Source organism: Streptomyces sp. NPDC048257, from assembly GCF_043201855.1.
Classification (GTDB): domain Bacteria; phylum Actinomycetota; class Actinomycetes; order Streptomycetales; family Streptomycetaceae; genus Streptomyces.
In genome coordinates this window covers 67,247-92,021 of sequence record NZ_JBICZI010000019.1, presented here as the reverse complement: position 1 = coordinate 92,021, position 24,775 = coordinate 67,247, and the positions used below count along the sequence as shown (strand labels likewise).

At 72.1% G+C, this 24,775-nt stretch carries 20 protein-coding genes and 1 tRNA gene; 3 read left to right on the top strand and 18 right to left on the bottom strand.

Annotated features, from left to right (window positions below; translation table 11 throughout):
- Positions 1-96 precede the first annotated feature (96 nt).
- A complete protein-coding gene (locus ACGFZK_RS28250; RefSeq protein ID WP_007264382.1) occupies positions 97-738 on the bottom strand; it encodes an IclR family transcriptional regulator in 642 nt (213 codons plus the stop codon).
- Between the two features lie 378 nt (positions 739-1,116).
- On the opposite strand from ACGFZK_RS28250, the gene ACGFZK_RS28245 reads away from it, so the two are divergent.
- Positions 1,117-2,886 carry a hypothetical protein gene (locus tag ACGFZK_RS28245; protein WP_393851669.1) on the top strand — a complete coding sequence of 590 codons (1,770 nt, stop codon included), beginning with the start codon at positions 1,117-1,119 and terminating at the stop codon, positions 2,884-2,886.
- 70 nt (positions 2,887-2,956) lie between these two features.
- Here ACGFZK_RS28245 and ACGFZK_RS28240 read toward each other — a convergent pair whose 3' ends face one another.
- The 4 genes from ACGFZK_RS28240 to ACGFZK_RS28225 form a co-directional block, all read right to left on the bottom strand.
- Positions 2,957-4,741 carry a DEAD/DEAH box helicase gene (locus ACGFZK_RS28240; protein ID WP_393851668.1) on the bottom strand — a complete coding sequence of 595 codons (1,785 nt, stop codon included), beginning with the start codon at positions 4,739-4,741 and terminating at the stop codon, positions 2,957-2,959.
- Positions 4,742-4,877: 136 nt separating this feature from the next.
- Entirely contained in the window at positions 4,878-5,291 is a 414-nt protein-coding gene (locus tag ACGFZK_RS28235) for a type II toxin-antitoxin system death-on-curing family toxin (RefSeq protein WP_393851667.1), read from the bottom strand.
- Positions 5,288-5,488, bottom strand: a complete 201-nt coding sequence (locus ACGFZK_RS28230; protein ID WP_393851666.1) for a hypothetical protein — start codon at positions 5,486-5,488, stop codon at positions 5,288-5,290. The genes ACGFZK_RS28235 and ACGFZK_RS28230 overlap by 4 nt, the downstream gene beginning before the upstream one ends.
- An 88-nt stretch (positions 5,489-5,576) precedes the next feature.
- Positions 5,577-7,028: an MFS transporter gene (locus ACGFZK_RS28225; RefSeq protein ID WP_393851665.1), complete on the bottom strand. Its 1,452-nt coding sequence runs from the start codon at positions 7,026-7,028 to the stop codon at positions 5,577-5,579.
- Positions 7,029-7,208: 180 nt separating this feature from the next.
- Here ACGFZK_RS28225 and ACGFZK_RS28220 point away from each other — a divergent pair.
- Positions 7,209-7,280 (top strand) — tRNA-Cys (locus ACGFZK_RS28220).
- A gap of 60 nt (positions 7,281-7,340) precedes the next feature.
- Here the strand turns inward: ACGFZK_RS28220 and ACGFZK_RS28215 are convergent.
- The 12 genes from ACGFZK_RS28215 to ACGFZK_RS28160 form a co-directional block, all read right to left on the bottom strand.
- Complete coding sequence (locus ACGFZK_RS28215; RefSeq protein ID WP_393851664.1) at positions 7,341-7,880, bottom strand: hypothetical protein; 540 nt, start codon at positions 7,878-7,880, stop codon at positions 7,341-7,343.
- Positions 7,880-10,162, bottom strand: a complete 2,283-nt coding sequence (locus ACGFZK_RS28210) for a hypothetical protein (RefSeq protein ID WP_393851663.1) — start codon at positions 10,160-10,162, stop codon at positions 7,880-7,882. The genes ACGFZK_RS28215 and ACGFZK_RS28210 overlap by 1 nt, the downstream gene beginning before the upstream one ends.
- A gap of 8 nt (positions 10,163-10,170) precedes the next feature.
- Positions 10,171-10,593, bottom strand: a complete 423-nt coding sequence (locus ACGFZK_RS28205) for a hypothetical protein (protein WP_393851662.1) — start codon at positions 10,591-10,593, stop codon at positions 10,171-10,173.
- A gap of 28 nt (positions 10,594-10,621) precedes the next feature.
- Complete coding sequence (mycP, locus tag ACGFZK_RS28200; protein ID WP_393851661.1) at positions 10,622-11,791, bottom strand: type VII secretion-associated serine protease mycosin; 1,170 nt, start codon at positions 11,789-11,791, stop codon at positions 10,622-10,624.
- Positions 11,792-11,812: 21 nt separating this feature from the next.
- The gene (locus tag ACGFZK_RS28195; protein ID WP_393851660.1) at positions 11,813-13,261 is read right to left on the bottom strand and encodes a WXG100 family type VII secretion target; all 1,449 of its coding nucleotides are present in this window, start codon (positions 13,259-13,261) and stop codon (positions 11,813-11,815) included.
- A complete protein-coding gene (locus tag ACGFZK_RS28190; protein ID WP_393851659.1) occupies positions 13,258-13,761 on the bottom strand; it encodes a hypothetical protein in 504 nt (167 codons plus the stop codon). The genes ACGFZK_RS28195 and ACGFZK_RS28190 overlap by 4 nt, the downstream gene beginning before the upstream one ends.
- Positions 13,762-13,929: 168 nt before the next feature.
- The gene (locus ACGFZK_RS28185; protein WP_393851717.1) at positions 13,930-16,227 is read right to left on the bottom strand and encodes a xanthine dehydrogenase family protein molybdopterin-binding subunit; all 2,298 of its coding nucleotides are present in this window, start codon (positions 16,225-16,227) and stop codon (positions 13,930-13,932) included.
- A 44-nt stretch (positions 16,228-16,271) separates the two neighbouring features.
- Positions 16,272-18,383: a 2Fe-2S iron-sulfur cluster-binding protein gene (locus ACGFZK_RS28180; RefSeq protein WP_393851658.1), complete on the bottom strand. Its 2,112-nt coding sequence runs from the start codon at positions 18,381-18,383 to the stop codon at positions 16,272-16,274.
- Positions 18,380-19,288 (bottom strand): FAD binding domain-containing protein, encoded by a 909-nt coding sequence (locus ACGFZK_RS28175; protein WP_393851657.1) that lies wholly within the window; start codon positions 19,286-19,288, stop codon positions 18,380-18,382. The genes ACGFZK_RS28180 and ACGFZK_RS28175 overlap by 4 nt, the downstream gene beginning before the upstream one ends.
- Before the next feature lie 292 nt (positions 19,289-19,580).
- Entirely contained in the window at positions 19,581-21,218 is a 1,638-nt protein-coding gene (locus ACGFZK_RS28170; protein ID WP_393851656.1) for a beta-N-acetylhexosaminidase, read from the bottom strand.
- A gap of 167 nt (positions 21,219-21,385) precedes the next feature.
- Positions 21,386-21,670 (bottom strand): DUF3039 domain-containing protein, encoded by a 285-nt coding sequence (locus ACGFZK_RS28165; protein ID WP_030010729.1) that lies wholly within the window; start codon positions 21,668-21,670, stop codon positions 21,386-21,388.
- 29 nt (positions 21,671-21,699) lie between these two features.
- On the bottom strand, positions 21,700-22,260 hold the full coding sequence (locus tag ACGFZK_RS28160; RefSeq protein ID WP_393851655.1) for a YqgE/AlgH family protein: 561 nt from the start codon (positions 22,258-22,260) through the stop codon (positions 21,700-21,702).
- A 263-nt stretch (positions 22,261-22,523) separates the two neighbouring features.
- Between ACGFZK_RS28160 and murA the strand changes: the two genes are divergently transcribed.
- On the top strand, positions 22,524-23,867 hold the full coding sequence (gene murA / locus ACGFZK_RS28155) for a UDP-N-acetylglucosamine 1-carboxyvinyltransferase (RefSeq protein ID WP_393851654.1): 1,344 nt from the start codon (positions 22,524-22,526) through the stop codon (positions 23,865-23,867).
- A 393-nt stretch (positions 23,868-24,260) separates the two neighbouring features.
- Here murA and ACGFZK_RS28150 read toward each other — a convergent pair whose 3' ends face one another.
- Entirely contained in the window at positions 24,261-24,542 is a 282-nt protein-coding gene (locus ACGFZK_RS28150; protein ID WP_007264399.1) for an HU family DNA-binding protein, read from the bottom strand.
- Between the last annotated feature and the right edge of the window lie 233 nt (positions 24,543-24,775).

Sequence of the window (24,775 nt, the reverse complement as noted above, 5' to 3'; positions counted from 1 at the left end):
GGCGTGTGAGGCGCGGGGTCCGGGGCGGAGCCCCGGCACCGGCGCCGCACCCGGCCCCGGACCGGCGGCAGCGGGAGGACCCACCGGGCCCGCGGCTCAGCGAAGGGCGTCAGCCACCTCGCGCGCCGCGTCGACCACCCGCGGCCCCACCCGCTCCGGCACCGCATCCGCCAGCATGACGACGCCGACGCTTCCCTCCAGCCCGGTGATGCCCACCAGCGGCGCCGCAGCGCCACTGGCGCCCGCTTCCAGCTCCCCGTGGGTCAGCGTGTACCCCGGTTCGATGAGCGAGCCCTGACGGGCGGCCAGGATGGCCCGCCCGGCGGCCCCGCGGTCCAGCGGGTGGCGGAAGCCGGCCCGGTAGGCCACGTGGTAGTCCGTCCAGGTCGGCTCCACGACGGCGACGGCGAGCGCCTCGGTGCCGTCGACGAGGGTCAGGTGCGCGGTGGCGCCTATGTCCTCGGCGAGGGAGCGCAGTGCGGGCAGGGCGGCCTCGCGTACGAGCGGGTGGACCTGTCGGCCCAGCCGCAGCACTCCGAGGCCGACCCGGGCCCGGCCGCCGAGGTCGCGGCGGACCAGGGCGTGCTGTTCGAGGGTCGCGAGGAGCCGGTAGACCACGGTGCGGTTCACACCGAGGCGGTTGGAGAGCTCGGTGACGGTCAGACCGTGGTCGGTGTCGGCGAGCAGTTTGAGGACTCTGAGCCCTCTGTCGAGAGTCTGGGAGGTTTCCGCGGTCACGACGCCTCTCCCTCTTTCGGTGAGCGGCGGTTGACTCTCGTGGCGGCACGTCGCCGGTCCCGCGGCGACGCACGGAGAGGCCGCCGGTAGCGGCCATTGCACCGGCTGCGCTCCCGCGGCGGCGCTGCCACGGTGCGTTTGATGCGGGGACAGTAGCGAGCGGGTCCGCTCAGCGGAAGGGCTCGTCCAGAATCCGGGCGCCTGCTACCTCTTTGTGCCGATTCCTGATCGGTCTCGGTGTCAATTCGTGACCTCGATCCACAAGTGGATCTTTACCAGGCCATTACTCTGATCATGTTCAAAACGATATTTGATGCCGGCTCCCGGGGGGATGCGCACGCGCGCACCTGGAGCCGTGCCGAGGGGAAAGCAACACACGTGAAGCTCAAGCGCATCGCCGTCGTCGCCGCCGCCGCGGTCGTCGGCCCGACCGTCCTGATGACCACGCCGGCCATGGCCGACGAGGTCCGCAGCCCTGCGGTGACCACCCCGGACGCGGAGCCCAAGGGCGACTCGACCGGTGACCGGCCCCAGGCCCAGGCGCAGGCCGGCCCGCAGCTGTCGCTCTTCAGCATGCCGGCGGCCGGGTTCGCCGCAGGCGGCGACTGGACCGAGTTCAACCTGTCCGTCGACAACCGCGGCAACGAGGCCGTGGACGGCTTCGACCTCGGACTCTCCTTCGCCGGCACCGACGTCAAGCTGTCCGGCAAGCACATCGAGCTCGAGTACCGCTCCACGTCGAGCTGGAACACCGTCGGGCAGATGCCGAACCTGGACGCTCCGGTCTTCGACCTGATGCCCGGCACGACCGTCGGCAAGGACAAGCACCAGACCATCCGGCTGCGCGCACGCGTCGCGGCGGACGCCCCCGCCACGGCCGTCACCATCACGGCCACCGGGACCAACCACACCTCGGTCGACTCCAAGGCCGTTTCCCACCAGTCGAAGATCACCCGGGCCGGTGAGCAGACCACGTCCCAGGCGCCGGTGCTCAGCCTGGACGGTCTGCCCCGCGAAGGCTTCAAGGCCGGGGACGACGTCGGCACCGAGCTCACGCTGAAGGTGGACAACTCGGCGCGCCCCGGCACGGGCGAGTTCTACCTGGGCGTCGACCTCGTCTCCGAGAACACCGCCCTGCGGGCGAACCAGGTCGGCGTCGAGTACTACGCCACGACCGTGAACGGCGAGTCCTACTGGGAGCCGCTCGAGGTCACCGGCGAGAACGGCAAGCTGCGGATCTTCGGCTTCGGTGGCGAGTACGCCGCCGGCGAGAAGCGGGACCTGGTCTTCCGGGTCAAGTTCGCGGCGGACGTCCCCGCGGGCGGCCTGAAGCTGAACGTCTCCGGCAAGGGCAACCCGCAGCACGGGGGCCTGGTCTCGAAGACGGTGAGCTACGGCTCCTCCGTCGAGGCCGCGAGCGCCCCCGTGGAGATCGACGGTCCGAAGATGACCCTCGACGGCATCCCGGCCGAGGGCTTCAAGGCGGGCGCGGACTGGCGTGAGCTCCAGCTGACCCTCGACAACGCCGGGCTCCCCGACATCGAGGACTACCTCGTGTCGTTCCACATGGGCCGCGGCTTCAACGAGGGCCCGTGGGTGGACCCGTCCCAGATCCGGCTCCAGGCCTTCGGCGAGGACGAGCACGGCAAGGAGGGCTGGTACGACATCGAGATCGGCGGCAGCGAGGACACCATGGGCGGCGACATCGGCCTCCAGTCCATCGCCGTCGGCGACAAGGCCGTCGTCAAGCTCCGCCTGCGCTTCGAGAAGGACACCCCGGCCGGCGGCTTCACCATGGGCGCCTCGGGCTACAAGGCCGAGGAGTCGGGCCCGTTCATCTGGTCCTCGACCGGCGCCCACCGGACCACCATCCTCGCCGCCGACAGCGGTGACGCGGGCGACGGTGACGGTGACGGTGACGGGAACGGCAACGGCAACGGCAACGGTGGCAGCACCGGCAACCAGCCCAAGCCCGACGGCGGCACCACGACCCCGGTCGTCGACCGCACCACGGGCGGCGGTGGCCACCTCGCCGCCACCGGCGCCGACCCGGCCACCACCTGGGCCCTCGGCGGCGCCGGCGTGGCCCTCGCCATGGGCGCGGCCCTGGTCGCCGGCACCGGCCGCCGACGCCGCCCCACCGCGTAAGGACAAAGAAAAGAAGGGGACGGGGTCCGTGCGAACCTCCGCACGGACCCCGTCCCCTTCTCTGTAGGACTCACCGCATCCGGGTGGCCCACTCCTGCACCTTCTTGATCCGCTCGCGCAGCTGCCCCGCGGTCGCCTCCGCGCTCGGCGGGCCGCCGCACACCCGGCGCAGCTCCGTGTGGATCACCCCGTGGGGCTTCCCGCTCTGGTGGACGTACGCGCCCACCATCGTGTTCAGCGACTTCCTCAGCTCCAGCAGCTCCTTGTGCGAGACCACGGGCCGCCGGTCCGCCGGCAGTTCCAGCAGGTCCGCCTCCGCGTCGGGCTTGCGCCGGCTGTGCGCGATCTGCCGCGACTGCCGCTTCTGCAGCAGCATCTGTACCTGGTCCGGCTCCAGCAGCCCGGGGATGCCGAGGTAGTCCTGCTCCTCCTCGCTGCCCGGGTGCGCCTGCATGCCGAACTCGGCGCCGTCGTAGAGCACCCGGTCGAAGACCGCGTCGGACTCCAGCGCCTCGAAGGACATCTGCTCGTCCTCGCCGGTGTCCTCGTCCTCCTGCTTGTTCGCCTCGTCCATCTCCTTCTCGGACTCGGCGTACGGATCCTCCTCGCCCTGCTTCTTGGGCTTGTCGAGGACGTGGTCGCGCTCGACCTCCATCTCGTTGGCGAAGCCGAGGAGATAGGGAATGGTCGGAAGGAACACGGACGCGGTCTCGCCGCGCCTGCGCGAACGCACGAAACGACCGACGGCCTGCGCGAAGAACAGCGGCGTCGAAATGGTGGTGGCGTACACCCCGACCGCGAGGCGCGGTACGTCGACGCCCTCGGACACCATCCGGACCGCGACCATCCAGCGGCTGCCGTCCTCGCTGAACTCGTCGATCCGCTTCGATGCGCCGGTGTCGTCGGAGAGCACCACGGTCGCCTTGCTGCCGGTGATCTCCCTCAGCAGCTTGGCGTAGGCGCGCGCCGACTCCTGGTCGGAGGCGATGACGAGGCCGCCGGCGTCCGGGATGCCCTTGCGGACCTCGGTCAGCCGCTGGTCGGCGGCGCGCAGCACGTTCGGCATCCAGTCGCCGCGCGGGTCCAGCGCCGTGCGCCAGGCCTGGGAGATGGCGTCCTTGGTCATCGGCTCGCCGAGCCGGGCGGCGATCTCGTCGCCGGCCTTGGTCCGCCAGCGCATGTTGCCGCTGTAGGAGAGGAAGATGACCGGCCGGACGACGCCGTCGCCGAGCGCGTTCCCGTAGCCGTAGGTGTAGTCGGCGGAGGAGCGCCGGATCCCGTCGTTCCCCTCCTCGTAGGTGACGAAGGGAATGGGATTGGTGTCGGACCGGAAGGGCGTACCGGTCAGGGCCAGGCGCCGGGTCGCCGGGTCGAAGGCCTCCAGGCAGGCCTCTCCCCAGGACTTCGAGTCACCGGCGTGGTGGATCTCGTCGAGGATGACGAGGGTCTTGCGCTGCTCGCAGCGGTTGCGGTGCAGCATCGGCCGTACGCCGACACCGGCGTAGGTGACGGCGACCCCGTGGTAGTCCTTGCTGAGCGGTCCGGCGGAGTACTCGGGATCGAGCCGGATGCCTATCCGCGCCGCCGCCTCCGCCCACTGCTTCTTCAGGTGCTCGGTCGGCGCGACGACCGTCACCTGCTGGACGATGTGGTGGTGCAGCAGCCAGGAGGCGAGGGTGAGCGCGAAGGTGGTCTTGCCGGCGCCGGGCGTGGCGACCGCGAGGAAGTCCCGCGGCTGGTTCTGGATGTAGCGGTCGAGCGCCCCCTGCTGCCAGGCGCGCAGCTTGTTGGCGGTACCCCAGGGGGCACGGCCGGGGAAGGCGGGTGAGAGGTGGTGGGAGGCGGTAGTAGTCACGGTCTCCGGTTCGTGCTCTCGGCGTATCTGGTACGGGTGGCAGGCAGTCGTACGTAGGACAACCGGGCCACCCTACCGGCCCGGGCCCGCACCGCGCGGAGGGACAGGGCCGTGACCTCGGCGGGTGCGGCGAGCGTCACACCGGCGGGAGGATCAGTGCCCGCAGCCGGGCCGCGATCCGCGCGACATCCGTCTCGTGCCCGGCGGCCACATCGATGACCAGCGCGTACGCGGCCTCCTGGTCGGCGTCGCCCGGGTCGGTCCCGTTCACCGCCAGGAAGGTCGTCGCGGCGAGCCAGGCGGTGCGCTTGTTCCCGTCGACCAGGGGGTGGTTCGCCGCAATGCCGTGGAGCAGCGCGGCGGCCTGCTCGTACGGGTCCGCGTACGCCGAGGTCCCCAGCATCCGGGCCCTCGGCCGGTGCACGGCCGACTCCAGCAGCCCGGCGGCGCGCAGTTCGACGGGCTGGCCCTGGGCCAGGCAGGCGTGCCGGGCCAGGTCGAGGACCTCGGCGAGCGTGAGGTGGCGCACCGGGACGGCGGCGGCGCTCATTCGCCGAGCCGCTTCAGCAGGGGCGCGTGCCGCTGCGCGAGGCGCAGCGCCTCGGCCCCGACCCGGTTCCGCTCGGCCCGCAGCCGCGCCCGTACGGCGTCCAGCGCGAGCTCCTCGGGCGACTGGCCGGTGGCGTCGGCAAGGTCGGCGCATTCCGCGCGCTCGGCATCGGACAGCCGGATGATCAGCTCGTTCATGGCCGCAACGGTAGTGCGGCGGCCGGGCGTGACGCAGCGCAATTCCCCGGCGCCCGGCGCTCACGTCTCGGCGCTCACGTCTCGCCGCTCACGTCTCGGCGGGATCCAGCCGGGTCGCCACCCACGCCCCCACCAGGGCCACGCAGGCCATCGGCAAGAACACCACCGCGAACGCGGCCGGGTGCGAGGCCGAGGCGTCGGCGGTCGCGGCGTGCGCGGCCCCCACCGCGCCACCGCCCAGCGCGGCGAACGCGGCGCCGCCGGCAGCCAGCAGGACCACGTTCGCCAGCGCGTCCGAGATCTGCAGCGCGGCCGAATTGGACCCCGCCTCCTCCGGCGCGGACAGCTTGAGCAGCAGCACGCTCGTGGAGCCGATCACCAGGCCCATGCCGAGGCAGCCGACCGCCCAGGCCAGTGCCAGCGTCCACACGGGCACCGACTCGATCAGTACGGCGGGCGCCGCGGCGATGGCCAGCGCCACCAGCACCATCCCGGTCACCATCAGCCGTTCCCGGTACGGCGCCATCCGTCCCTTGGACTGCACCCACGAACCGCCCGCCCAGGTCACCCCGCCCAGCGCGAGCGAGAATCCGGCGAGCGTCGGGCTCAGCCCCCGCTGGGTGACCAGCATCAGCGGTACGAAGGTCTCCGCCGCGATGAACGACCCGGCGGCCACCCCGCGCAGCAGCACCACGGACGGCAGCCCGCGCCGCGCCCGGTAGGTCCCGCGCGGCAGCAGCCCCAGCACGGCGGGCACCAGCAGGGCGGCGCCGGCGATGCCCGGCGCGAGCGACAGCCACCGCAGGTCCTGGGCGGCGTACTGGAGCAGCCCCGCCCCCACCGAAATCCCGAAGGCCAGCCGGATCCGCCGCCGGTCGAAGGCCACGGGCGGGGCGTCGGCGTCGACGGGCCCGGACGCGGTCCGCCGTATCGCGGGCAGCGCCACCACGAGCGGAACCACCACCAGCGCCGGGATCCCGAGGAACACCCACCGCCATCCGAGGTGCTCGGTGACCGTCCCGGAGGCCAGCGGCCCGACGATCGAGGGGACCACCCAGCTCGCGGCGAAGGCCGCCATGATCGCGGGCCGCAGCCGCTCCTCGTAGGCCCGGCTGACGACGACGTAGAGGGCGACGATGACCAGCCCGCCGCCGAAGCCCTGCACGGCCCGGCCGAGCACGAACACCCACATGACGCCTGCGGTCCCGGAGACGACGAGCCCGGCGGCGAAGGCGGCGATCCCGACGGTCAGCGGCCGCAGCGGCCCCTGCCGGTCGGCCCACTGGCCGGCCAGGACCATGCCGAAGAGGCTGGTCGTGAAGTAGGCGGAGAAGGCGAAGGCGTAGAGCCCGATGCCCTCCAGCTCACGGGCGGCGACGGGCATGGCGGTGCCGACGGCGGTGGCCTCGAAGGCGATGAGGAAGACGACGGAGATGATGCCGACGCTGAGCGTCCGGTACGCGGGCCCGAGAATCCCGCCCGCGGGCGGGGGCGGGAGGGGTGCGGTTCTCTGGGGCACGCGGGGTTCGAGGACACTCATCGCCCCAGAGTAAGGTGCGTAGCCCGCGATCGACCCTGTCAATTCGACGGATCCCGCCCTCGGCCCGGGGACCTAGGTCTGCCCGACTGTGAACGCGGCATGGCAGTCGCATTGCACGGCCGCGCAAACCCTTCCGGGGCCCCGCGGACCCCCGTACGGTCGTGCACATCACCACCCCACAGCCGTGTGCCCGAGTGGTTGAGGGACTCGCCTGCAAAGCGAGTTACGCCGGTTCGATTCCGGTCACGGCTTCGCGGCGGGCCGCTCAGGGGCAGGCGCACCCCTGAGCGGCCTTCGCCTTGTCCGGCCGCCTCAGACGCCGCACTGGGTCTGCTGCCTGGCAGACGCCAGGAACTTCGTCATGAGCGCCGTGAACAAGGCCTGCGAGGTGCCGGGCTTCATGTGTTCCACGGAACCGCTGAGCCCCAGTTCGAGCTCGAAGGAGTCCTTGGGCCCATTGCAGGTGAGGGCGACGCGGGCACCCGTCTGCCACACGATCCCCTTGTCCCCGAGGGGAAGCGGATCCGGCGCGGGGTCGGTGGGCGGCCAGACGAAGCTCTGCCCCAGCGGCTGGCGCGTGGCGGTGACGAGGGCCCGGCCCCTGCCGTCGACGTACACGCTGCACGTGGCCGAGCGGCGCTCCGCGGTCAGTCGGGCATCGACCGGTCCGGACACCTCCACCGAATCGCCGTAGCCCATCAGAGGCTCCAGGTCGGCCCGGGTGAAGACGCCGAAGCAGGTGCGCTCCGGCAACTGCGGGGCCGCCGCCTTCTTCTCCTCGGCGCACCCGGTCAGCGTCACCGCCACGACCAGCGCGGTGGCGAGCACGAGAGGGATACGGGCGCTGCGCATCAGGAGCCGCCGTTCGACGTGGCGACCTGGCCACGGCCGACCGCGTGCGCGTTCGCCGTCTGAGCAGAAGCCACGCCGGCGAGGGCATCGATGCTCCTCTGGTTCATGCCCGTACCCTCCGCGGCCTTGCGCACGGATTGCTCTGCGGACCGGCCGGCCTCCATCTGTGCTTCCGTGTAGTCGATCACAGCCTTGCCGTCGGCCTCGCCGGCCTTGTCCGCCTGGTCCTTCTTCGCCCGCTCGACGACGCCCTCCGTGATGTCCTCCTGGAGCCATTCCACGACGTCTCCGGCGAGCGGCAGCATCTCCAGGTACTTGCCGCCTGCCGCACCGATGACACGGTTGACCCATTTGGCGTTGTCCTCGACGCCCTTGACGTACTCCTCCGCCTTGTGGCCGTTCTCCGCGAAAGCCCCCTCGGCCCTTGCCTCGGAAAGGATGCCCGCGATCTGGCCGCCGGGGTGCACGGCGACCGTGATCGCCGCGTCGATCTCCTCGTACTCGCTCCGGTGCGCGATCACATCGTTGATGAGGGTCGTCGTGAACGCCCGCTGGGCGTTGGTGATGGCGCCGTACGCGTCCGGGTCCTGGCCCACCGCTCCGATGAACGCCGACATGTCGGCCTTGCTGAACTCGGCCATCTCGCCGTTGGCCTTGATCATCCGGCCGCCGTTCTCCGCCGACGCCTGGATGTCCGGCATGTACTCCGCCGCCATCTGACCGAAGTGCCCGGACAGGCCGTTCAGCGGCCCCTCCGGCTCGCCCGGCTCCGCGTCGACCAGCTCCGGCTTGTCGCCGATCTTCTCGACGACCCGTTCCATGACGGCCGCCATCTCCTTCGTGTGCGGGACCGGCGGGGAGTCCTCGTCACCCGGGCTCCGGTGGGAGACCGCCGCCATCAACGCGTCACCGACCGCCTGCTGCGCCGGGTGCAGTTCGCCGGTCCTCGTGATGTCGAAGCTGTCCATGTACGGCTTCTTGTCGAGCATGTAGTCGACCATGCCCTGGTCCTTGCCGTGCTGGCCGCCGACCGGCTTGTCGTCCTTGGTGACGATGCCGTCCTTGTTGCTGTCCTCGCGGACCGGCTCGTTGAAGAAGGCCGTCGCCGCGTCCGGGTTGTTGCCCAGCGCCTCCATGAACCCGGTCAGCGGGTAGAAACCGCGGCCGTCCTGGCCCTGGCTGAGGACCGACTCCAGCCCGTACGGGGTGTGGAACTCCCAGGCCCTCGGGTCCTTGCGGTCCATGGCGACCATGTCGCGGCCGACCGAGGTGAGGAACTCCGTGTCGTACTTCCCCTCGCGCAGCAGCGCGCCCAGGGCCTGGTAGCCGTAGATCTGCTGCACGCCGCCGTAGACGGCCATCTCCTTGCGGCCCGCCTTCATCAGCTGGGTCGTCCAGGCCGCGTCGAGGTGATGGGGCACGTCCTTGTGCGTCGCGAGCCCGAGCATCGCGCCCATGTCGCTCTGGATGTTCGCGACCATCAGCGCACGGTCCTTGCCCGCCGGGCCGAGGCCCGTCGCGTCCAGGGACATGGTCGAGTACATCTCCAGCGCGCCCTCGGCGCCGATCGTCCGGTAGAAGCCGGTCGAGAACTCGGGGTCCTCGCGGTTGTCGTCGAGCAGTTCCTCCAGCTCGCGCAGCGCCTCGACGTTGCGCGCCGTGCCGCCCTTGCCGGTGACCTTCTTCATCAGGTCGGCGGCGCGGGCCGCCTGCTCGGCGTCCAGGGTGCCGAACTTCGCTCCGCCGAAGTCGTGTTCGTCGGTCACGTTCGCCTGCAGGACCCGGACCAGGGAGTCGTCGGCGTCCTGCGCGTCCTCGACCGCCCGGTTGACCCGGGCCTGCCAGGCGTTGCGGTTCGTGGTCACGGCCTGCTGGTAGTCGGGGTCGTGCCGGGCCGCGTTGCGCTCGCCCTCCGTGGCGAGGGGTATCGCGGAGACCCGTCCGGCTGCATCGATCCGGAAGCCGGCCGCAGGTGCCTCCGCGACGAGCTTCTTCAGCTCGTCCTGGGCGGCCTTGAACGTCGCGTGCGCGTCCGTGAGGACCAGTTGCATGCTCTTGGCCGCCTTGGCCGCGTCGTCGAACTCCTTGGCCGTCTTGTCGACGAACGGCCGTGCCACCCCTGCGGTGACGCCGCTCCACTCGGCCTTGTCGGACTTCGCCTTCATGCCGGTGCACGCCGCCTCGGCCAGCTCGTCCAGCTTGCCGGCCATCGCCGCCCAGTCGGTGATGGCCGTCTGGAGCTTGCCCAGAGGAGCGTTCACCACGTTCTCGTACGTCAGCATGCGGGCGCCTACTTGAGGTATTTGTCGATCGCGGACGCGGTGAAGTCCGCGTGGAGCTGTTCTTCGTCCTTCGCGTGGGAGGAGAGCGAGTAGTTCAAGCCGTTGGAGATGTTGGCGCAGGCGGCCACCAGGGTCTTCACCTGGCTCTCCCAGAGGCTGTTGACCTCGAGCAGCGCCGCCCCACTCGCGAAGCCCTCCTTCGTGAGGGCCCCGGCCGCCTCGGCGGTCGCGGTGGCGGCGTGCTTCCCGTCGGTCTGCAAGCGCGTGTGCAGCTTGTACGCGTCGGAACCTACGGCCCCGATGTGGTCCTGATTCAGGTCAAGATCACTGCCACTGCCGCCCCCTGGATCGGCGGGTGCCTGGTTGAGGCGCATGCCGACACTGGCGGAGGCGGTGGCGCGAGCCGCCGACCATTCTTCGTCGAACGACATCGCGTGAACTCCCGAGTGGTTTTGGTGGTCAGCGGTTACGGCGTACGACGACCACGGTCACGGCTCCGCCGATCAGCACACACGCACCGAGCCCGAGCGCGATCCAGGGCAGCGAACTGCCGCTCTTCTTCTCCTCGGCCTTGGCAGCGGACTTGGATGCCGCCGAGTCGGGGGCCTTGCCGTCCGCGGAGGCCGAGGGGGACTTGGCCGCGTCCGCCGCAGCCAGGTCGGGCAGCGGGTACACGTCCGCCGGACCGGGGTCGCCCGGCGTCTGCAGCGCGACGTTAGGCCGCGTGATGCCGTAGCCCACGAAGTCGTTGCGCGCAGACCCGTCGACGGGCTTGCCGGCGGTGTTCAACAGGACCCGCAGGACCTGGTTGTTGGTCCAGTCGGGGTGAGCGGACCAGAGGAGGGCGGCGGAGGCGGAGGCGAGGGCGGAGGCATCACTGGTCCCGTGGGTCTTGCAGAGCCCCGACTTGGCAGTGCAGGCCATGATGATGTCCATGCCGGGTGCAGCCAAGTCCACCTGGGGACCGTGCTGCGACTCCTTCGTCGGCTCACCGCTGGCGTCCACTGCTCCGACGCCCACCACTCCCGGAGTCGCGGCTGGGTACGCGAGCTCGTTGGTCGAATCCCCGTAGTTGCCGACGGCGGCAAAAATCAGTTTGCCCTTGGACAAGGCGTACTTGACCGCTTCAGCCCTCGCCCGGTCGCTCTCCGGCGTGCCGTTGATCCCGAGGGACATATTGATGATCTTGGCGTCCGACTCTGCCGCGTACCGAATTGCCGCAACCCATGTCGGCGTTGCCTGTTCGGTATTCGAAACGAGGATTGGGAGAATCTTGACGCCGGGGGCAAGGCCGTAGCCACCGTCGCCACTCGGGTGCTTTCCCGTTCCGGCAATCAAGGCAGCCATGCCTGTGCCGTGACTGCCCTGATCAGTAGGTCCGTCGCCACCTTGCGGTGTGAACCGCTTGCCGGGGATGAGCTGGCCTTCCAGTTCGGGAATTTCCCTGACCCCATCGTCGATTACCGCGACGGTGATGCCTTTCCCTGTACTGGTCTTCCAGATCTCGTCCGCCTTCATGGCGTCGAGATGCCATTGCTGCGATCGAATCGTGGCCGCGTGAGCCGGGGTCGCGGCGACCCCGGCCAGCAGGAAACCCACCAGGGCCGAGGTCACCTTACGCATGCGCATCCCGTGCAACGTCCGTTCTACTCAGTCGACCACAGGCGGGACAACACGACGGTTGGCCTGCCAGGTCTCTTCGTCCTCAGCCAGATAGTCAGGACGTTCGCCCCGCTGGTCGTCCGGCCGCTTACCCGGAGTCTGCGCACGTGCACCCGCGTGCCCCATGGCACCTGTGCCCGCACCACCCGCGCCGTTGCGCACGAGGCCCGAGCCGCCCTGGGTGAACGGCTGGCCGCCCGCGATCGGGCGAGCGCCCGTACCGGGCTTCCCTCCGACGATGCCTCCCGGCTCCGAGGCGAGTCGACGACCTGCCGCGAAGCCGCTCTGGCCGCCTCCGTGGCCGCCGCCGGGACCCATGCCGCCGCCCATGCCACGGCCGGCCTGAGTGCCCTCGCCGATGACGGTGCCACGCGGGATGCCCGAGCTGGGGCCAGTGGACGTCACAGGCCGACCGCCCGTGATACCGCTGTCACGCGCGGGCATTCCCGGCGTGCCGAGGGCCTTGCCGCCGGGAGGAAGAGTGCCGGGGCCGCCTAGTCCCGGGTACGGGCCGATACCCGGACCCGTGGTGCTGGGCAGCTTCATACCGCCGACCGGCGGGAAGCCCATGGGCGGGAGGGCTGGTCCGGGGGTGGGGCTGACGGGACCTGTGGGCAGCGGGCCGGGCGTGGTCGTCACCGGAGGCACAGTCCGGTCCGGAAGCGTCGTGACGCTGTCGAGGTCCACGCCCACCTCGCGGTCCGGAATCGACGACACGGGCACCGACGGAACCGTGCTGTCCGGCTGCTGCGAACGGCTGGTGACCGATCCAGGATCCTCCGAGGACGTACTGTGCGACGACCCCGGCGCGGTGTACGAGGTGCCAGTCGAGCCGACGCCTCCGCCGCCCCCTCCGCTAGACCTCGCAAATTCTTCTGAACCGCCGTAGTAACCAGGCGGCACAAGTACATCCGGCGGCGGCGGGAACGTCGGGATTGTCGCCTTGTCCATCTCGCCCGCCGACTGGTCATACGACCCGGACAGCTTGGTCAGCCCGTCCACCGCCCGCCCGTGGTCTCCGCTCAGCTTCGACCAGGCCTCCTGGCCGAGCTTCACCGCATCCGGGTCGTTGTGGTACTCCCGAGAGGTGGCGAGGTTCTCCTTGAGGGTCGCCTCCGCCGATGCGTCGTACTTGGGCATGTTGCGCTGGACCTCGCGCATGACCTGGGCGGAACGCGCCAGGGACGCGCCGCCCGTGGAGCTGTACTCGGCCAGCACCAGCGTGGCGTTACCCGCCTGGTTCACCCAGGTCTGGAAGGCCTCGGCCGCTTCGCCCTCCCAGCCCTTGACCTTGTGGTCCTTGAGCTTGTTGCCGATCTTCTCGATCGTCTTGGCGGCATCGCTGAGCTGCTTCGCCCGCTCGGTGGCCACCTCCGGGCTGAGCCCCTGGATCATCGCGTAGAGCTGTGCGTGTGTGTAGACCTCAAACTCGCTCATCCGAAGACACCACCCTTCCCGTTCGGCTTGGCCGGCTGTCCGCCGTCGGCCTTCTTGTCCGCGTTCGGGTCACGCTTCCGTTCGTACTGGTCGTGGGCCTGTTTGGCCAGGAGGGCCATGCGGCGCTTCGTCTCTTCGTCGACCCCGCTGTAGCCCTTGCCCGCGGACTGGACGGCGATGCCCAGGGCCTCGATCTGCACCCCGAGCGCCTTCGACAGCTTCTGCAGCTCCGAATGGACGGTGTTGTACGACTTGTAGAGCTTTTCGGCCGCAGGGAAGTCCTTGCCGAGGGCTCCCGCCGGCATCGTGCCGTCCGCCAGCTTCCCGTGGTGCGCCGGGGATTCCTGAAGTTCCGTCAGGAGACCGTCCACCAGGTTCTTGTAGTCCTTCAGGTCGTCGTACTGGATCCGCAGTGCCGCTGCCTGGGCGGCGACCGCCGCGCTCGTGGCGCCCATGGTGGCGCCCAATCCGGCCAGAACCGACCCGTTGTCCTCTGCCACGTTGGCCTCCCCGGCTCCCCGTCATCCCCGTGGTCGCAGCGCAAGCGCCGCTCCCCATCCCCGTTCGCACCCGCGTGCACACGTACGCGCGCACCCGTACCGATCACTCTAGCGACCGGTACCGACAGGCCCAAGTCCAGGGTTGCACGTGCAATGTGGGTCACACGGTCACGAGTTGGGCACACCCACCGCCGCGGAAGGCCTGATCGGCAGGCGGTTGACCGGCCGACCCGTGGCCGCGCGTACCGCCGAGGCCACCGCCGCCGGGGTGGTCACCACCGGGACCGCGCTCGCCGCCTTCGCGCCGAACGGGGCCACCACGTCGCGCTCTTCGACCAGTTTGACGATGCGGACCGCCGGGGCGTCCAGCGCCGTCGGCAGGGCGTAGCCCGTCAGGTCCGGGTGGCGGATCAGGCCGGAGACCGTGCGGAGGTTCTCCGTCAGGGCCGCGCCCACCCCCTGTGTGACGCCCGCCTCGATACGGGCCTCCAGCTGGCGGGGGTTCAGGATCCGGCCCACGTCCTGGGCGACCGCGAGTTCCACGACCCGTACCGAGCCCAGTTCGATGTCCACGTCCACCACCGCGCGGATCGCGCAGAAGGCGAGGCCCACGAAGGCGTCGCCCTGGCCGTCCCCGTCCAGGGGTTCCGTCGGGTGGGGGCGGCACTGGGCCGTCGCCCACAGTTCCTTGCCGGCCATCGCCTCCGCGACCGACATCGAGAACGCGCCGTCGTACGACGTGATGCGGCCGTCCTGGATCTGCAGGAGCTCCGTCGACATGCCCAGCTTGTGGGCCATCGGCTGCAGCAGCTGGGTGCGGACCATCTTGGCCGCCCGCTCCACCGCGCCCCCGGACACCCACGTGTGGCGGCCGTGCGCCGACGGGCCGGCCGGCGGCTGGTCGGTGTCCACCGGAGCCATGGCGACCTCGTCGACGCCCAGGACCTCCTGGACGATCTGGCGGGCCAGCGTGGCGAAGCCCTGGCCGGTGTCGACCGCCGCGCAGATGACCGTGGCCGCGCCGTTCACCACCTTCACCGTGGCGGTGGAGACCTCGTCGGTCCCCTCGGCTCCGAGCATGTGCACCATGCCGACGCCGTAGCCGACCCCGCGCCGTACCGCGCCCGGCTCGCCCGCGCCCTCGGGGCCGCCCGGCAGCAGCCACTCGTCCTCCGGGGCGTCCTTCGGCAGCGCCGGCAGTTCGAAGTCGCGTACCGCACGCAGCAGTTCGGCCACCGGGGCCGGGCAGGTCACCGTCTGGCCGGTGGGCAGGAGGTCTCCCGTAGCCAGGACGTTGCGCATGCGCAGCTCGGCCCCGTCGATGCCCAGGGCGGCCGCGAGCTTGTCCATCTGGCCCTCGTACGCGGCGCACACCTGCATGGCGCCCTCGCCGCGGACGTGGCCCGAAGGCGGGTTGTTGGTGCGTACCGCCCAGCCTTCGACGAAGGCGTGCGGGACGACGTACGGGCCGCAGGCGAAGGCGACGGCCGCCGCCAGGGATTCCGCGGAGGCGTCGGCGTACGCGCCCGCGTCCATCAGGATCTGCGCCTCGACCTTGACCAGCCGGCCCTCCGCGTCCGCGTGGTGGCGGTAGCGCAGCAGCGTCGGGTGGCGGTGGGTGTGGCCGAGGAAGGACTCCTCGCGGGTGGCGACCAGCTTCACCGGGCAGCCCGTGCGGAGGGCGAGCAGGCCGAGGGGGAGCTGGAAGGCGGCGTCCTCGCGGTCGGCGGTGGCGCCCGGCACGCCGGTGACGACCACGCGCACGCGGTCCGGATCCAGCCCGAAGCAGGCGGCGGCCAGGTCGCGGTCGGTGTGCGGGTCGGTGGACGCGGTGTACAGCTCCACGCCGCCGTCGGGGCGCGGCACGGCCAGCCCGGCCTCGGCGCCGATGGGGGCGGGGTCCTGGCGGCCGATCCGGTACAGGCCCTCGACGACGACCTCGCCGGTGATCTCCGGGTCGCCGTAGCGGAGCGGGATGTGCCGGATCAGGTTGCCGTCGGGGTGCAGGGCGGGGGCGCCGAAGGACTGCTCGGGGTCGGTGACCGGGTCGAGGAGTTCGTACTCGACGGCGATGGCGGCCGCGGCCAGCCGCGCCGTGTCCGGGTGGTCGGCGGCGACGGCGGCGATGGGCTCGCCGTGGTGGCGTACGACGTCGTGCGCGAACACCGGCCGGTCGGCGATGCGGCGGCCGTGCGTGGTGGCGCCGGGCACGTCGGCGTGGGTGACGACGGCGCGCACGCCGGGCATTTCGGCGGCGGCCGTGGTGTCGATGGACAGGATCCGGGCGTGGGCGTGCGGGGAGCGCAGCACGGCGGCCCACAGGAGGCCCTCGGCCCACAGGTCGGCGGCGTAGGGGAAGGTGCCCTCGGTCTTGGCGCGGGCGTCCGCGGCCGGGACGGAGGCTCCGATGCCGTGCGGCACCTGCTGTTCGGAGGCCTCGGAGCCGGCGGCGGCCAGGGCCGTCACCGTGGTGTTCACCGTTGTCGTCGCGGTCGCCGCGTCCTGCCCGCTCACGCCGTGCCTCCGTGGTGGATGCCGCCCTCGCCGGGCGCTGCCTGATGCGGGATGCGCGGCTCCGGTGCACCCGCACCCGCGCCCGAGCCGGAGCCCGCGCCCGGGGCCGCAGGCTCCGCTGCCGCCGCCTCGCGCCCGGCCACGACCTCGCGCACGGCGTCGACGACCCCCGCGTAGCCGGAGCAGCGGCAGAGGTTGCCGCACAGGGCCTGCCGGGTCTCCAGCTCGCTGGGGGCGTGATTGCCTTCCAGCAGATCGTGGATGGTCATGGCCATGCCGGGCACACAGAACCCGCACTGCACCGCGCCCGACCTGCACAACGCCTGCTGGACGTCGGAGAGTTCCCCGCCGGTCGCGAGACCCTCGACGGTACGGACCTCGCTGCCGGCGGCCGTCGCCGCCGGTACCAGGCAGGAGGCGACGAGGCGGCCGTCGACCTGCACGGCGCAGGCGCCGCATTCCCCCTGCGAGCAGCCGTCCTTGGCGCCCGCGAGACCGAGGCGCTCGCGCAGCACGTAGAGGAGGGATTCGCCGATCCAGGCGCCGGTGACGGGCCGGTCGGCGCCGTTGACGCGCAGGACGTAGGAAGCCGACGGGTGCTCGTGATGGGCGACGGCCCCGGCGTCCGCTTCTTCTTCGTACGTCGCCACCTCGGGCGGGAAACCTTCGCCGGATCCCTCGTCCGGGAGTGCACCCTCGCTGTCGGCGGTGTCCGCGATCGGCGTGGGGTCGACCGGGGTTTCCTGCGCGGCCGGCTCGTCCCCGGCCCCGGGGCCGGACACCGCCGGGCCGTGCTCGCCGCTCGCCGGGGCGGGCTCCGGAGCGACCGGCTCCGTCTCCGCCGCCCCCTCGTGCGCGGCCTCGTGCGCGGTCTCGTGCACCGCAGCCGGGCCGGGCTCCGGCGCGTGGCCGAATGCCGTGAAGCCGTGCCCGTCGGTGCCGGCGGGCTGCGCGGACTCGGCGGCCGGCGGCTGCGCGCGCACTCCGCCGAAGAGGTCCAGGTCACCGGGGGCCACGGGCTGCTGCTCGGCGGCAGCGGTGACGGCAACGGCGGCCGGCTCGGTGTACCCGGCCTGCTCCGCGTACCCGGCCTGCTCCGCGTACCCGCCCTGCTCCGCGTACCCGCCCTGCTCCGCGTACCCCGCGTACCCCGTGTGCTCCGCGTGCTCGGCGGCCCTGGCGCCCTCGGCCTGCTCCCCCGCCGGGCCGTGCGCGGCCTCGATGTCGTGCGGGGCCTGGTGCACCGGCTCGCCCTCGGGCAGCGGCGTGCCCACACCGGGTCCGCCCAGCACCCGCGGCCCGCGCCCCGCGGCGCCCACTCCGGGCCCGCCGAGCAGCCGCCCGGCGGCATGCGCGGTCGCCGCGGCGGCGGCCGAAGCCGCCGCTGCCTCGTCCGTTCCGGGCAGCACGCCCGTGCCGGCACCGGCATCCGCTCCGGGGTCCCCGGCCGGCTGCTGTGTCAGGTACGCCCACGGCGCCGGGGCGCCGCCCGGCAGCGTCGCCGGGGCCTGGCTCCAGTCGGCGTCCAGCGAGGCCCCCGGCCGGAAGTCACCCTGCTGTTCGGGGGATTCGGCGAAATCGGACACGGCCCACTGCCCGGTCGACGTGGCCGCCGCCTCGGGCTCGTGCGCCGCCTCCGGGAACCGCCACTCGGCCGTCGCGCCCGAGTCGGACTGCTCCGGCTCCGCCTCGGCGAACGCCGCCGCGACCGACGCCGGGATCGGGATCGACGCGGGAATCGGCCCGCCCACCGAACCGGACCCGGCCCCGTGGCCGTGCCCCGCTCCCTGGCCCGCACCCGTCGCGGACCCCGGATCGGCCTGGCCCGAGCCGCCCGCCTCCGGCCACTGCACCGGGAGCGTCCACGTGCCCGTGGCCGCCGGATCCGTACTGGCCGACCCGAGCGGCACGATCATCGGCGGCGGCACGTAGCCGTGCCCGGGCGCCGCGAGCGGCTCCCCGGTGCCGAGCGCGTCCAGCATGTCCTGCGGCAGTTTCACGAAGGCCGTGGCGTCCGAGTCGTACTCGCCGCCCTGCGGGACCGGTTCCCAGCCCCAGCCCGCCGTGCCGTTCCCCTGGGTCACGTTCTCGTTCTCGTTCTCGCTCATGAGGTCAGCGCCCTCCCGAGGGCCCTGCGCGCCAGCACGGCCACCGTCCGCCGCAGATGCAGTACTCCCGGAGCCACCGGTTCGCCCTGGTCGGGCACGCAGGCGGCCGCGACGTACTCGCCGAAGGCCTCCAGCGCCTCGGGGGCCAGGCTCCGCTCGCCGTCCCAGTCGATCAGCGAGGCCACCCACTGCTCGGCCTCCAGCGGCCGCAGCGGCATCGGGGCGACCGCACCGATGGCACAGCGCACGCCCCGGCGCGCGGGATCCAGGACGAGCCCGACGGATGCCACGGCACGCCCCGGCCCGGTACGGCCCGTGGCCTTCAGGAACACCTGAGGCGCGTGCAGCAGCGGCACCCGCACGAATCCGATCAGCTCACCGGGCCGCAGCATCTCCCGCCCGGCCAGCAGGTAGGACACCGGGATCTCCCGCTGCCCGCCCGGACCGACGATGACGAGTACGGCCTCCAGCGCGGCCAGCACGGGCAGTGCGTCACCCGTGGGCGCGGCGGTGGCGATGTTCCCGCCGAGGGTGCCCGCGTTGCGGATCTGCGGGGGGCCGGCGGCGCGGGCCGCGGCTGCCAGCGCGGGGATCAGAGCGGCGAAATCCGGCCGCCCCATCCGTGCGTGCGTGAGGCCCGCGCCGAGCAGCGCGTGGCCGTCCTGGTACTGCCAGCCGCGGATCTCGTTGATCCGGCCCAGGCCCACCAGTGCGGCGGGCCGCAGCAGCCCGGCGTTGACGGCGGCCATCAGGTCGGTGCCGCCCGCGACCGGCACGGCGGCGGGCATGGCGGTGAGCGCCGCCACGGCCTCGTCGAGCGAGGCCGGCAGCGTCACGGACTGCGCCGCCTGCGGGCCCTGCGGCCCCTGAGGTGAATCCAGTGCGTGCGGTGCGTGCGTGGTCAACCCAGCTGCCCCTTCCCGATGTCCCGGTCCCGGCGCTCACGCCTGTCCGCCGTACGGTACGTGCTCACCGCCGGGACGTGGCAACTCTGGCACATGTTCCGGGCCGCCCGGCGCGAGGGTCCGCCCGCTGCCGGGTTGCCGCGCGTGGTGCCCCGTACGGGCCGTACGGCCCCGTCGCACCGCCTTCGACAGCCCTCCTCCCCGATTGCCCGTTTTTGCCCGTATAGAGGGAAATCGAGGCAGAGTTCCACTCCCGTTCCCTTTCGGTTCCGCTGCGTGCCTCACCCCCGTGTCACACGTTCGGGGGCGCGCCCTCGATCGGACGTCCCGCCACCCCCGGCCGCCGCTGCCGCGGCAACGGGCCGCCGGGCGGCCGGTAATCGACCCCCTGCGCGTCCAACCGCGCGTAGTGCGCGGCCATCCGCCCCTCGAACCACGCGAAGTCGCGTTCCTCCGGCGCGGGCTGCCACGACCACACCACCTCGGCGAAGGCCGCCAGCCGCGGGAACACCTGGTAGTCCACCCGGTCCTGGTTCTCCATCACCTCGGTCCAGACGTTGGCCTGCGCGCCCAGCACGCGGGAGGCGGCCTGCGCCGACAGCTTCGGCGGCACCGGTTCAAAGCGGTACACGTCCTCCAGCGAGCGCACGTACCCGATGGGCATCGGCTCGTCCGCGCCGTCCGCCTGCCGGTGGTCCAGGTACACCTGCTGCTCGGGGCACATGACCACGTCGTGCCCGGCCTCGGCGGCGGCGATCCCGCCCGCGTAGCCGCGCCACGAGGACACGGCGGCGCCGTCCGCGAGGCCGCCCTCCAGGATCTCGTCCCAGCCGATCAGCCGCCGCCCGCGCTCGGCGAGCCAGCCGTCGAAGTGCCCGATGAACCAGGACTGCAGCCCGTCCTCCCCGTCCACGCCCAGCTCGCGGATCCGCTCCTGGGCGACCGCGGAGGCCTTCCACTGCGCCTTGGGGCACTCGTCCCCGCCCACGTGCACGAAAGGTGAGACCTCCGCCGGGAACAGCTCCAGCAGCTCCTCGAAGACCCCTTCGTAGAACCGCAGCACGGCCTCGGTCGGCGCGAGCACGTTCTCGGTGATGCCCCAGTCGTCCCACACGCCCAGCGCGGCGGTGTCGACCACGTCGGTGTTGCCCAGTTCCGGGTACGCGGCGATCGCGGCCTGCGAATGCCCCGGTACGTCGATCTCCGGGACCACCCTGACGTGCCGCTCGGCCGCGTACGCGACGATCTCGCGAATGTCGTCCTGGGTGTAGTACCCGCCGTGCGGGGTCTCGTTCCACAGGGGCGAGGCCCGGTGGCCCCACCGGCTGCGCGCCCGCCACCCGCCGACCTCGGTGAGCCGCGGGTAGCGCTTGATCTCGATCCGCCAGCCCTGGTCGTCGGTCAGGTGCAGGTGCAGGACGTTGAGCTTGTGCGCGGCGAGCAGGTCGATGTAGCGCAGCACCCCGTCCTTGGGCATGAAGTGCCGGGCCACGTCCAGCATCATCCCGCGCCAGCCGAACCGCGGGCCGTCCGCGACACTGGCGTACGGCAGGCTCCACGTGCGGCCGGGCAGCGGCGCCCTGCGGTACGCGTCGGGGCCCAGCAGCTGACGCAGGGTCTGGGCGGACCAGAACAGACCGGCCGCGGTCGCGCCCGTCAGCTCCGCCCCCTCCGGGCCGATCTCGATGCGGTACGACTCCGGCCCCCGGTCCGCCCCGACGGCCGGGTCGATGCGCAGCCGCAGCTCCGCGGTCACACCGGCCCCGGCGGCGGGCAGCTCCCAGCCGGTGGCCGCTCCCAGTTCCCGCCGCAGCCAGCGGGCGACCGGACCGGCCCCCGGCCCGGCGTCGAGGACCGGCTCGGGCCCGAACGCGTAGCGGCGCCCGTCCTCGTCGAGAAGTGCGACCTGGGGTACCGGGATCAAGTCCATGCGTCAGCCCTTCACGACTGCGTGTTGCGCCCTGCGCAACGCTCGTTCCGCAGGGCGCTCGTCGCGCCGACCCTAACGCGCGCCGCGGGCACGGCAAAGACCCCCGGACGCGCTGTGGCGCGCCGGGGGTCTCGGTCCCGCGAAAGATGAGAGGAGGCCGGGGCGGACTACTTGTCCTTGCCGCCCTTGTCCTTGTCCCCACCGGGGCCCATGGACTCGTAGATCTCCTTGCACATGGGGCAGACCGGGTACTTCTTCGGGTCCCGGCCCGGCACCCAGACCTTGCCGCAGAGCGCGACGACGGGGGTCCCGTCGAGCGCGCTCGCCATGATCTTGTCCTTCTGGACGTAGTGGGCGAAGCGCTCGTGGTCGCCGTCACCGTGCGACACCTGCGGCGTCGGCTCTACGAGGGTCCCCGTGCCAGTCCCGCGCTCGGGCTCAAGAGTGCTCATGGATCCCAGGGTACTTAACCCCGCGCCCGTCAGTTGAGCGACGGGTCGTCCGGATAGGTGGCGACCATCGCCAGGTCGCTCCGCTGGCGGCGCAGCACCGCCCGCCAGAGCCGCTCCGGATCCGGGAACGACACGTCTCCGGGCTCCGACTCCACCACGTACCAGGCGCCCTCGCCGAGCTCCGTCTCCAGCTGCCCCGGACCCCAGCCGGAGTAACCGGCGAAGATCCGCAGGCCGCCCAGGGCCGCGGCCAGCAGCTCCGGCGGCGCCTCCAGGTCGACCAGTCCGATCGCCCCGTACACCCGGCGCCAGCCGAGCGGACCCTCCTCACCCGGGATCACCGCGAGCCCCAGGGCCGAGTCCAGCGCCACGGGTCCGCCCTGGAAGACCACACCGGGCGAGCCGGCCAGGGGCGCCCAGGGCAGCAGGACGTCGCCGACGCCCACGGGCGTCGGCCGGTTCAGGACCACGCCGAGGGAGCCCTGCTCGTCGTGGTCGAGCAGGAGCACCACCGCGCGGTCGAAATTCGGGTCCGCGAGGGCGGGGGTGGCCACGAGCAGCCGCCCTGTGAGGGAGGACACCTCGGTCATGCCGCCATGATCCCGCACATCGGCCGTTTCCGGGGAGCGGGCGCGGAGATCGGATCGCCCGCAGCTCAGGGCGCACGGCAGCAGCGAGGAGCGCGCACGGACGGCGTAGCCGGAACGCGACGCTCCGCCATGCGGTGGATACGGAGGGTGTTGTACCGAATTCATGACAGTCCTACGGCCACGTCACCCTTACGAACAAGGGGGTGGTGGCCCTTACCCTTTTCCCTGGCCCCCTGCCCACCCCTCTCCGGAACGCGAGATTCATGACCGGCATCAGTGACGATGTACTGCTTGTCCACGGCGGTACCCCGCTCGAGGGCGAGATCCGTGTCCGCGGTGCGAAGAACCTCGTGCCCAAGGCCATGGTCGCCGCTCTGCTCGGCAGCGAACCCAGCCGGCTGCGCAACGTTCCCGACATCCGTGACGTGCGCGTCGTCCGCGGGCTGCTCCAGCTGCACGGGGTGACGGTCCGTCCCGGCGAGGAGCCGGGCGAGCTCGTGCTCGACCCCACTCACGTCGAGAGCGCCAACGTCGCCGACATCGACGCCCACGCGGGCTCCTCCCGCATCCCGATCCTGTTCTGCGGCCCCCTGCTGCACCGCCTCGGCCACGCCTTCATCCCGGGCCTGGGCGGCTGCGACATCGGCGGCCGGCCGATCGACTTCCACTTCGACGTGCTCCGCCAGTTCGGCGCGACCATCGAGAAGCGCGAGGGCGGCCAGTACCTGGAAGCCCCGCAGCGCCTGCGCGGCTGCAAGATCCGCCTCCCCTACCCGTCGGTCGGCTCGACCGAGCAGGTGCTGCTGACGGCCGTCCTGGCCGAGGGCGTCACGGAGCTCAGCAACGCCGCGGTGGAGCCGGAGATCGAGGACCTCATCTGCGTACTGCAGAAGATGGGCGCGATCATCTCCGTCGACACCGACCGGACCATCCGGATCACGGGCGTCGACCGCCTCGGCGGCTACAACCACAAGGCGCTTTCGGACCGCCTGGAAGCCGCCTCCTGGGCTTCCGCGGCCCTCGCCACCGGCGGCAACATCTACGTGCGCGGCGCCCAGCAGCGCTCGATGATGACGTTCCTGAACACCTTCCGCCGCGTCGGCGGGGCGTTCGAGATCGACGACGACGGCATCCGCTTCTGGCACCCGGGCGGCCCGCTCAACGCCATCGCGCTGGAGACCGACGTACACCCCGGCTTCCAGACCGACTGGCAGCAGCCGCTCGTCGTGGCGCTGACGCAGGCCTCCGGCCTCTCGATCGTCCACGAGACGGTCTACGAGTCCCGGCTCGGCTTCACCTCGGCGCTCAACCAGATGGGTGCTCACATCCAGCTGTACCGCGAGTGCCTGGGCGGCTCGGCCTGCCGCTTCGGCCAGCGCAACTTCCTGCACTCGGCGGTCGTCTCCGGCCCCACCAAGCTGCAGGGCGCCGACCTGGTCATCCCGGACCTGCGCGGCGGGTTCTCGTACCTGATCGCGGCGCTGGCCGCCGAGGGCACCTCGCGGGTCCACGGCATCGACCTGATCAACCGCGGCTACGAGAACTTCATGGAGAAGCTCGTGGAACTCGGCGCGAAGGTCGAGCTGCCGGGCGGCGAGCTCGTCTGAGCCGTACGCGCCGTACCGCGCCTCGCGTAGGCAAGAAGCCCCCCGGGCCCCGCACAGGGCCCGGGGGGCTTTCCCGTGGCCGCCCGCGGCCCGGTGGGGCATGCCAGGGGCATACCGGGGCCCCTCACAGGGCCCTGACGGCCCCTCACAGGGCCTGCCAGGGCCGCCGGGGCCCGCCGGGGCCACCGGTGCGCGCCGCGCCCGCGTACCGCCCGCCCGCGTCCGGCCCGTATCCGGCTCCGGCCCGTATCCGGCTCCGTATCCGGCTCCGGCTCCGGCCCGGGCTCCGGACAAGCCGAAGGGCGGCCACCCCGCCCGGGGGTGACCGCCCATCGTCGTTCTGCGTACTGCTGCCGTTCCAAAGGCCGGTGCGGCCTTCGGCGCCGGGGCGGACTACTTGCCCTTGGCGGCTTCCTTGAGCTTGGAGCCCGCGGAGACCTTCACGCTGTAGCCGGCCGGGATCTGGATGGGGTCGCCGGTCTGCGGGTTGCGCGCGGTGCGAGCGGCACGGTGGGTGCGCTCGAAGGTCAGGAAGCCGGGGATGGTGACCTTCTCGTCGCCCTTGGCGACAATCTCGCCAACGGTCTCGGCGAGCGCGGCCAGAACGGCGTCGGCGTCCTTGCGGGTCACCTCGGCGCGCTCGGACAGAGCGGCCACCAGCTCACTGCGGTTCATGTTGTACTCCCGTGTTCAACTTGCCTTAGAGGCGTGAGATCGAAGCCGATGCTGCCAGGGCCCTAGGACAGTCCCCGGACCCGGGTCTGAACGTCAGACCCTCTCGCCCGGTTACGCATCCTGCCCCCACCAGCGGCGGGAAAGCCAATCCGGCACCCGTCGGGGTCACACGAAAAGCGCCACAGTCACGCCGCGGTGACGCTCCGTCCACGCCCTCGCTCACACGCCGCTGC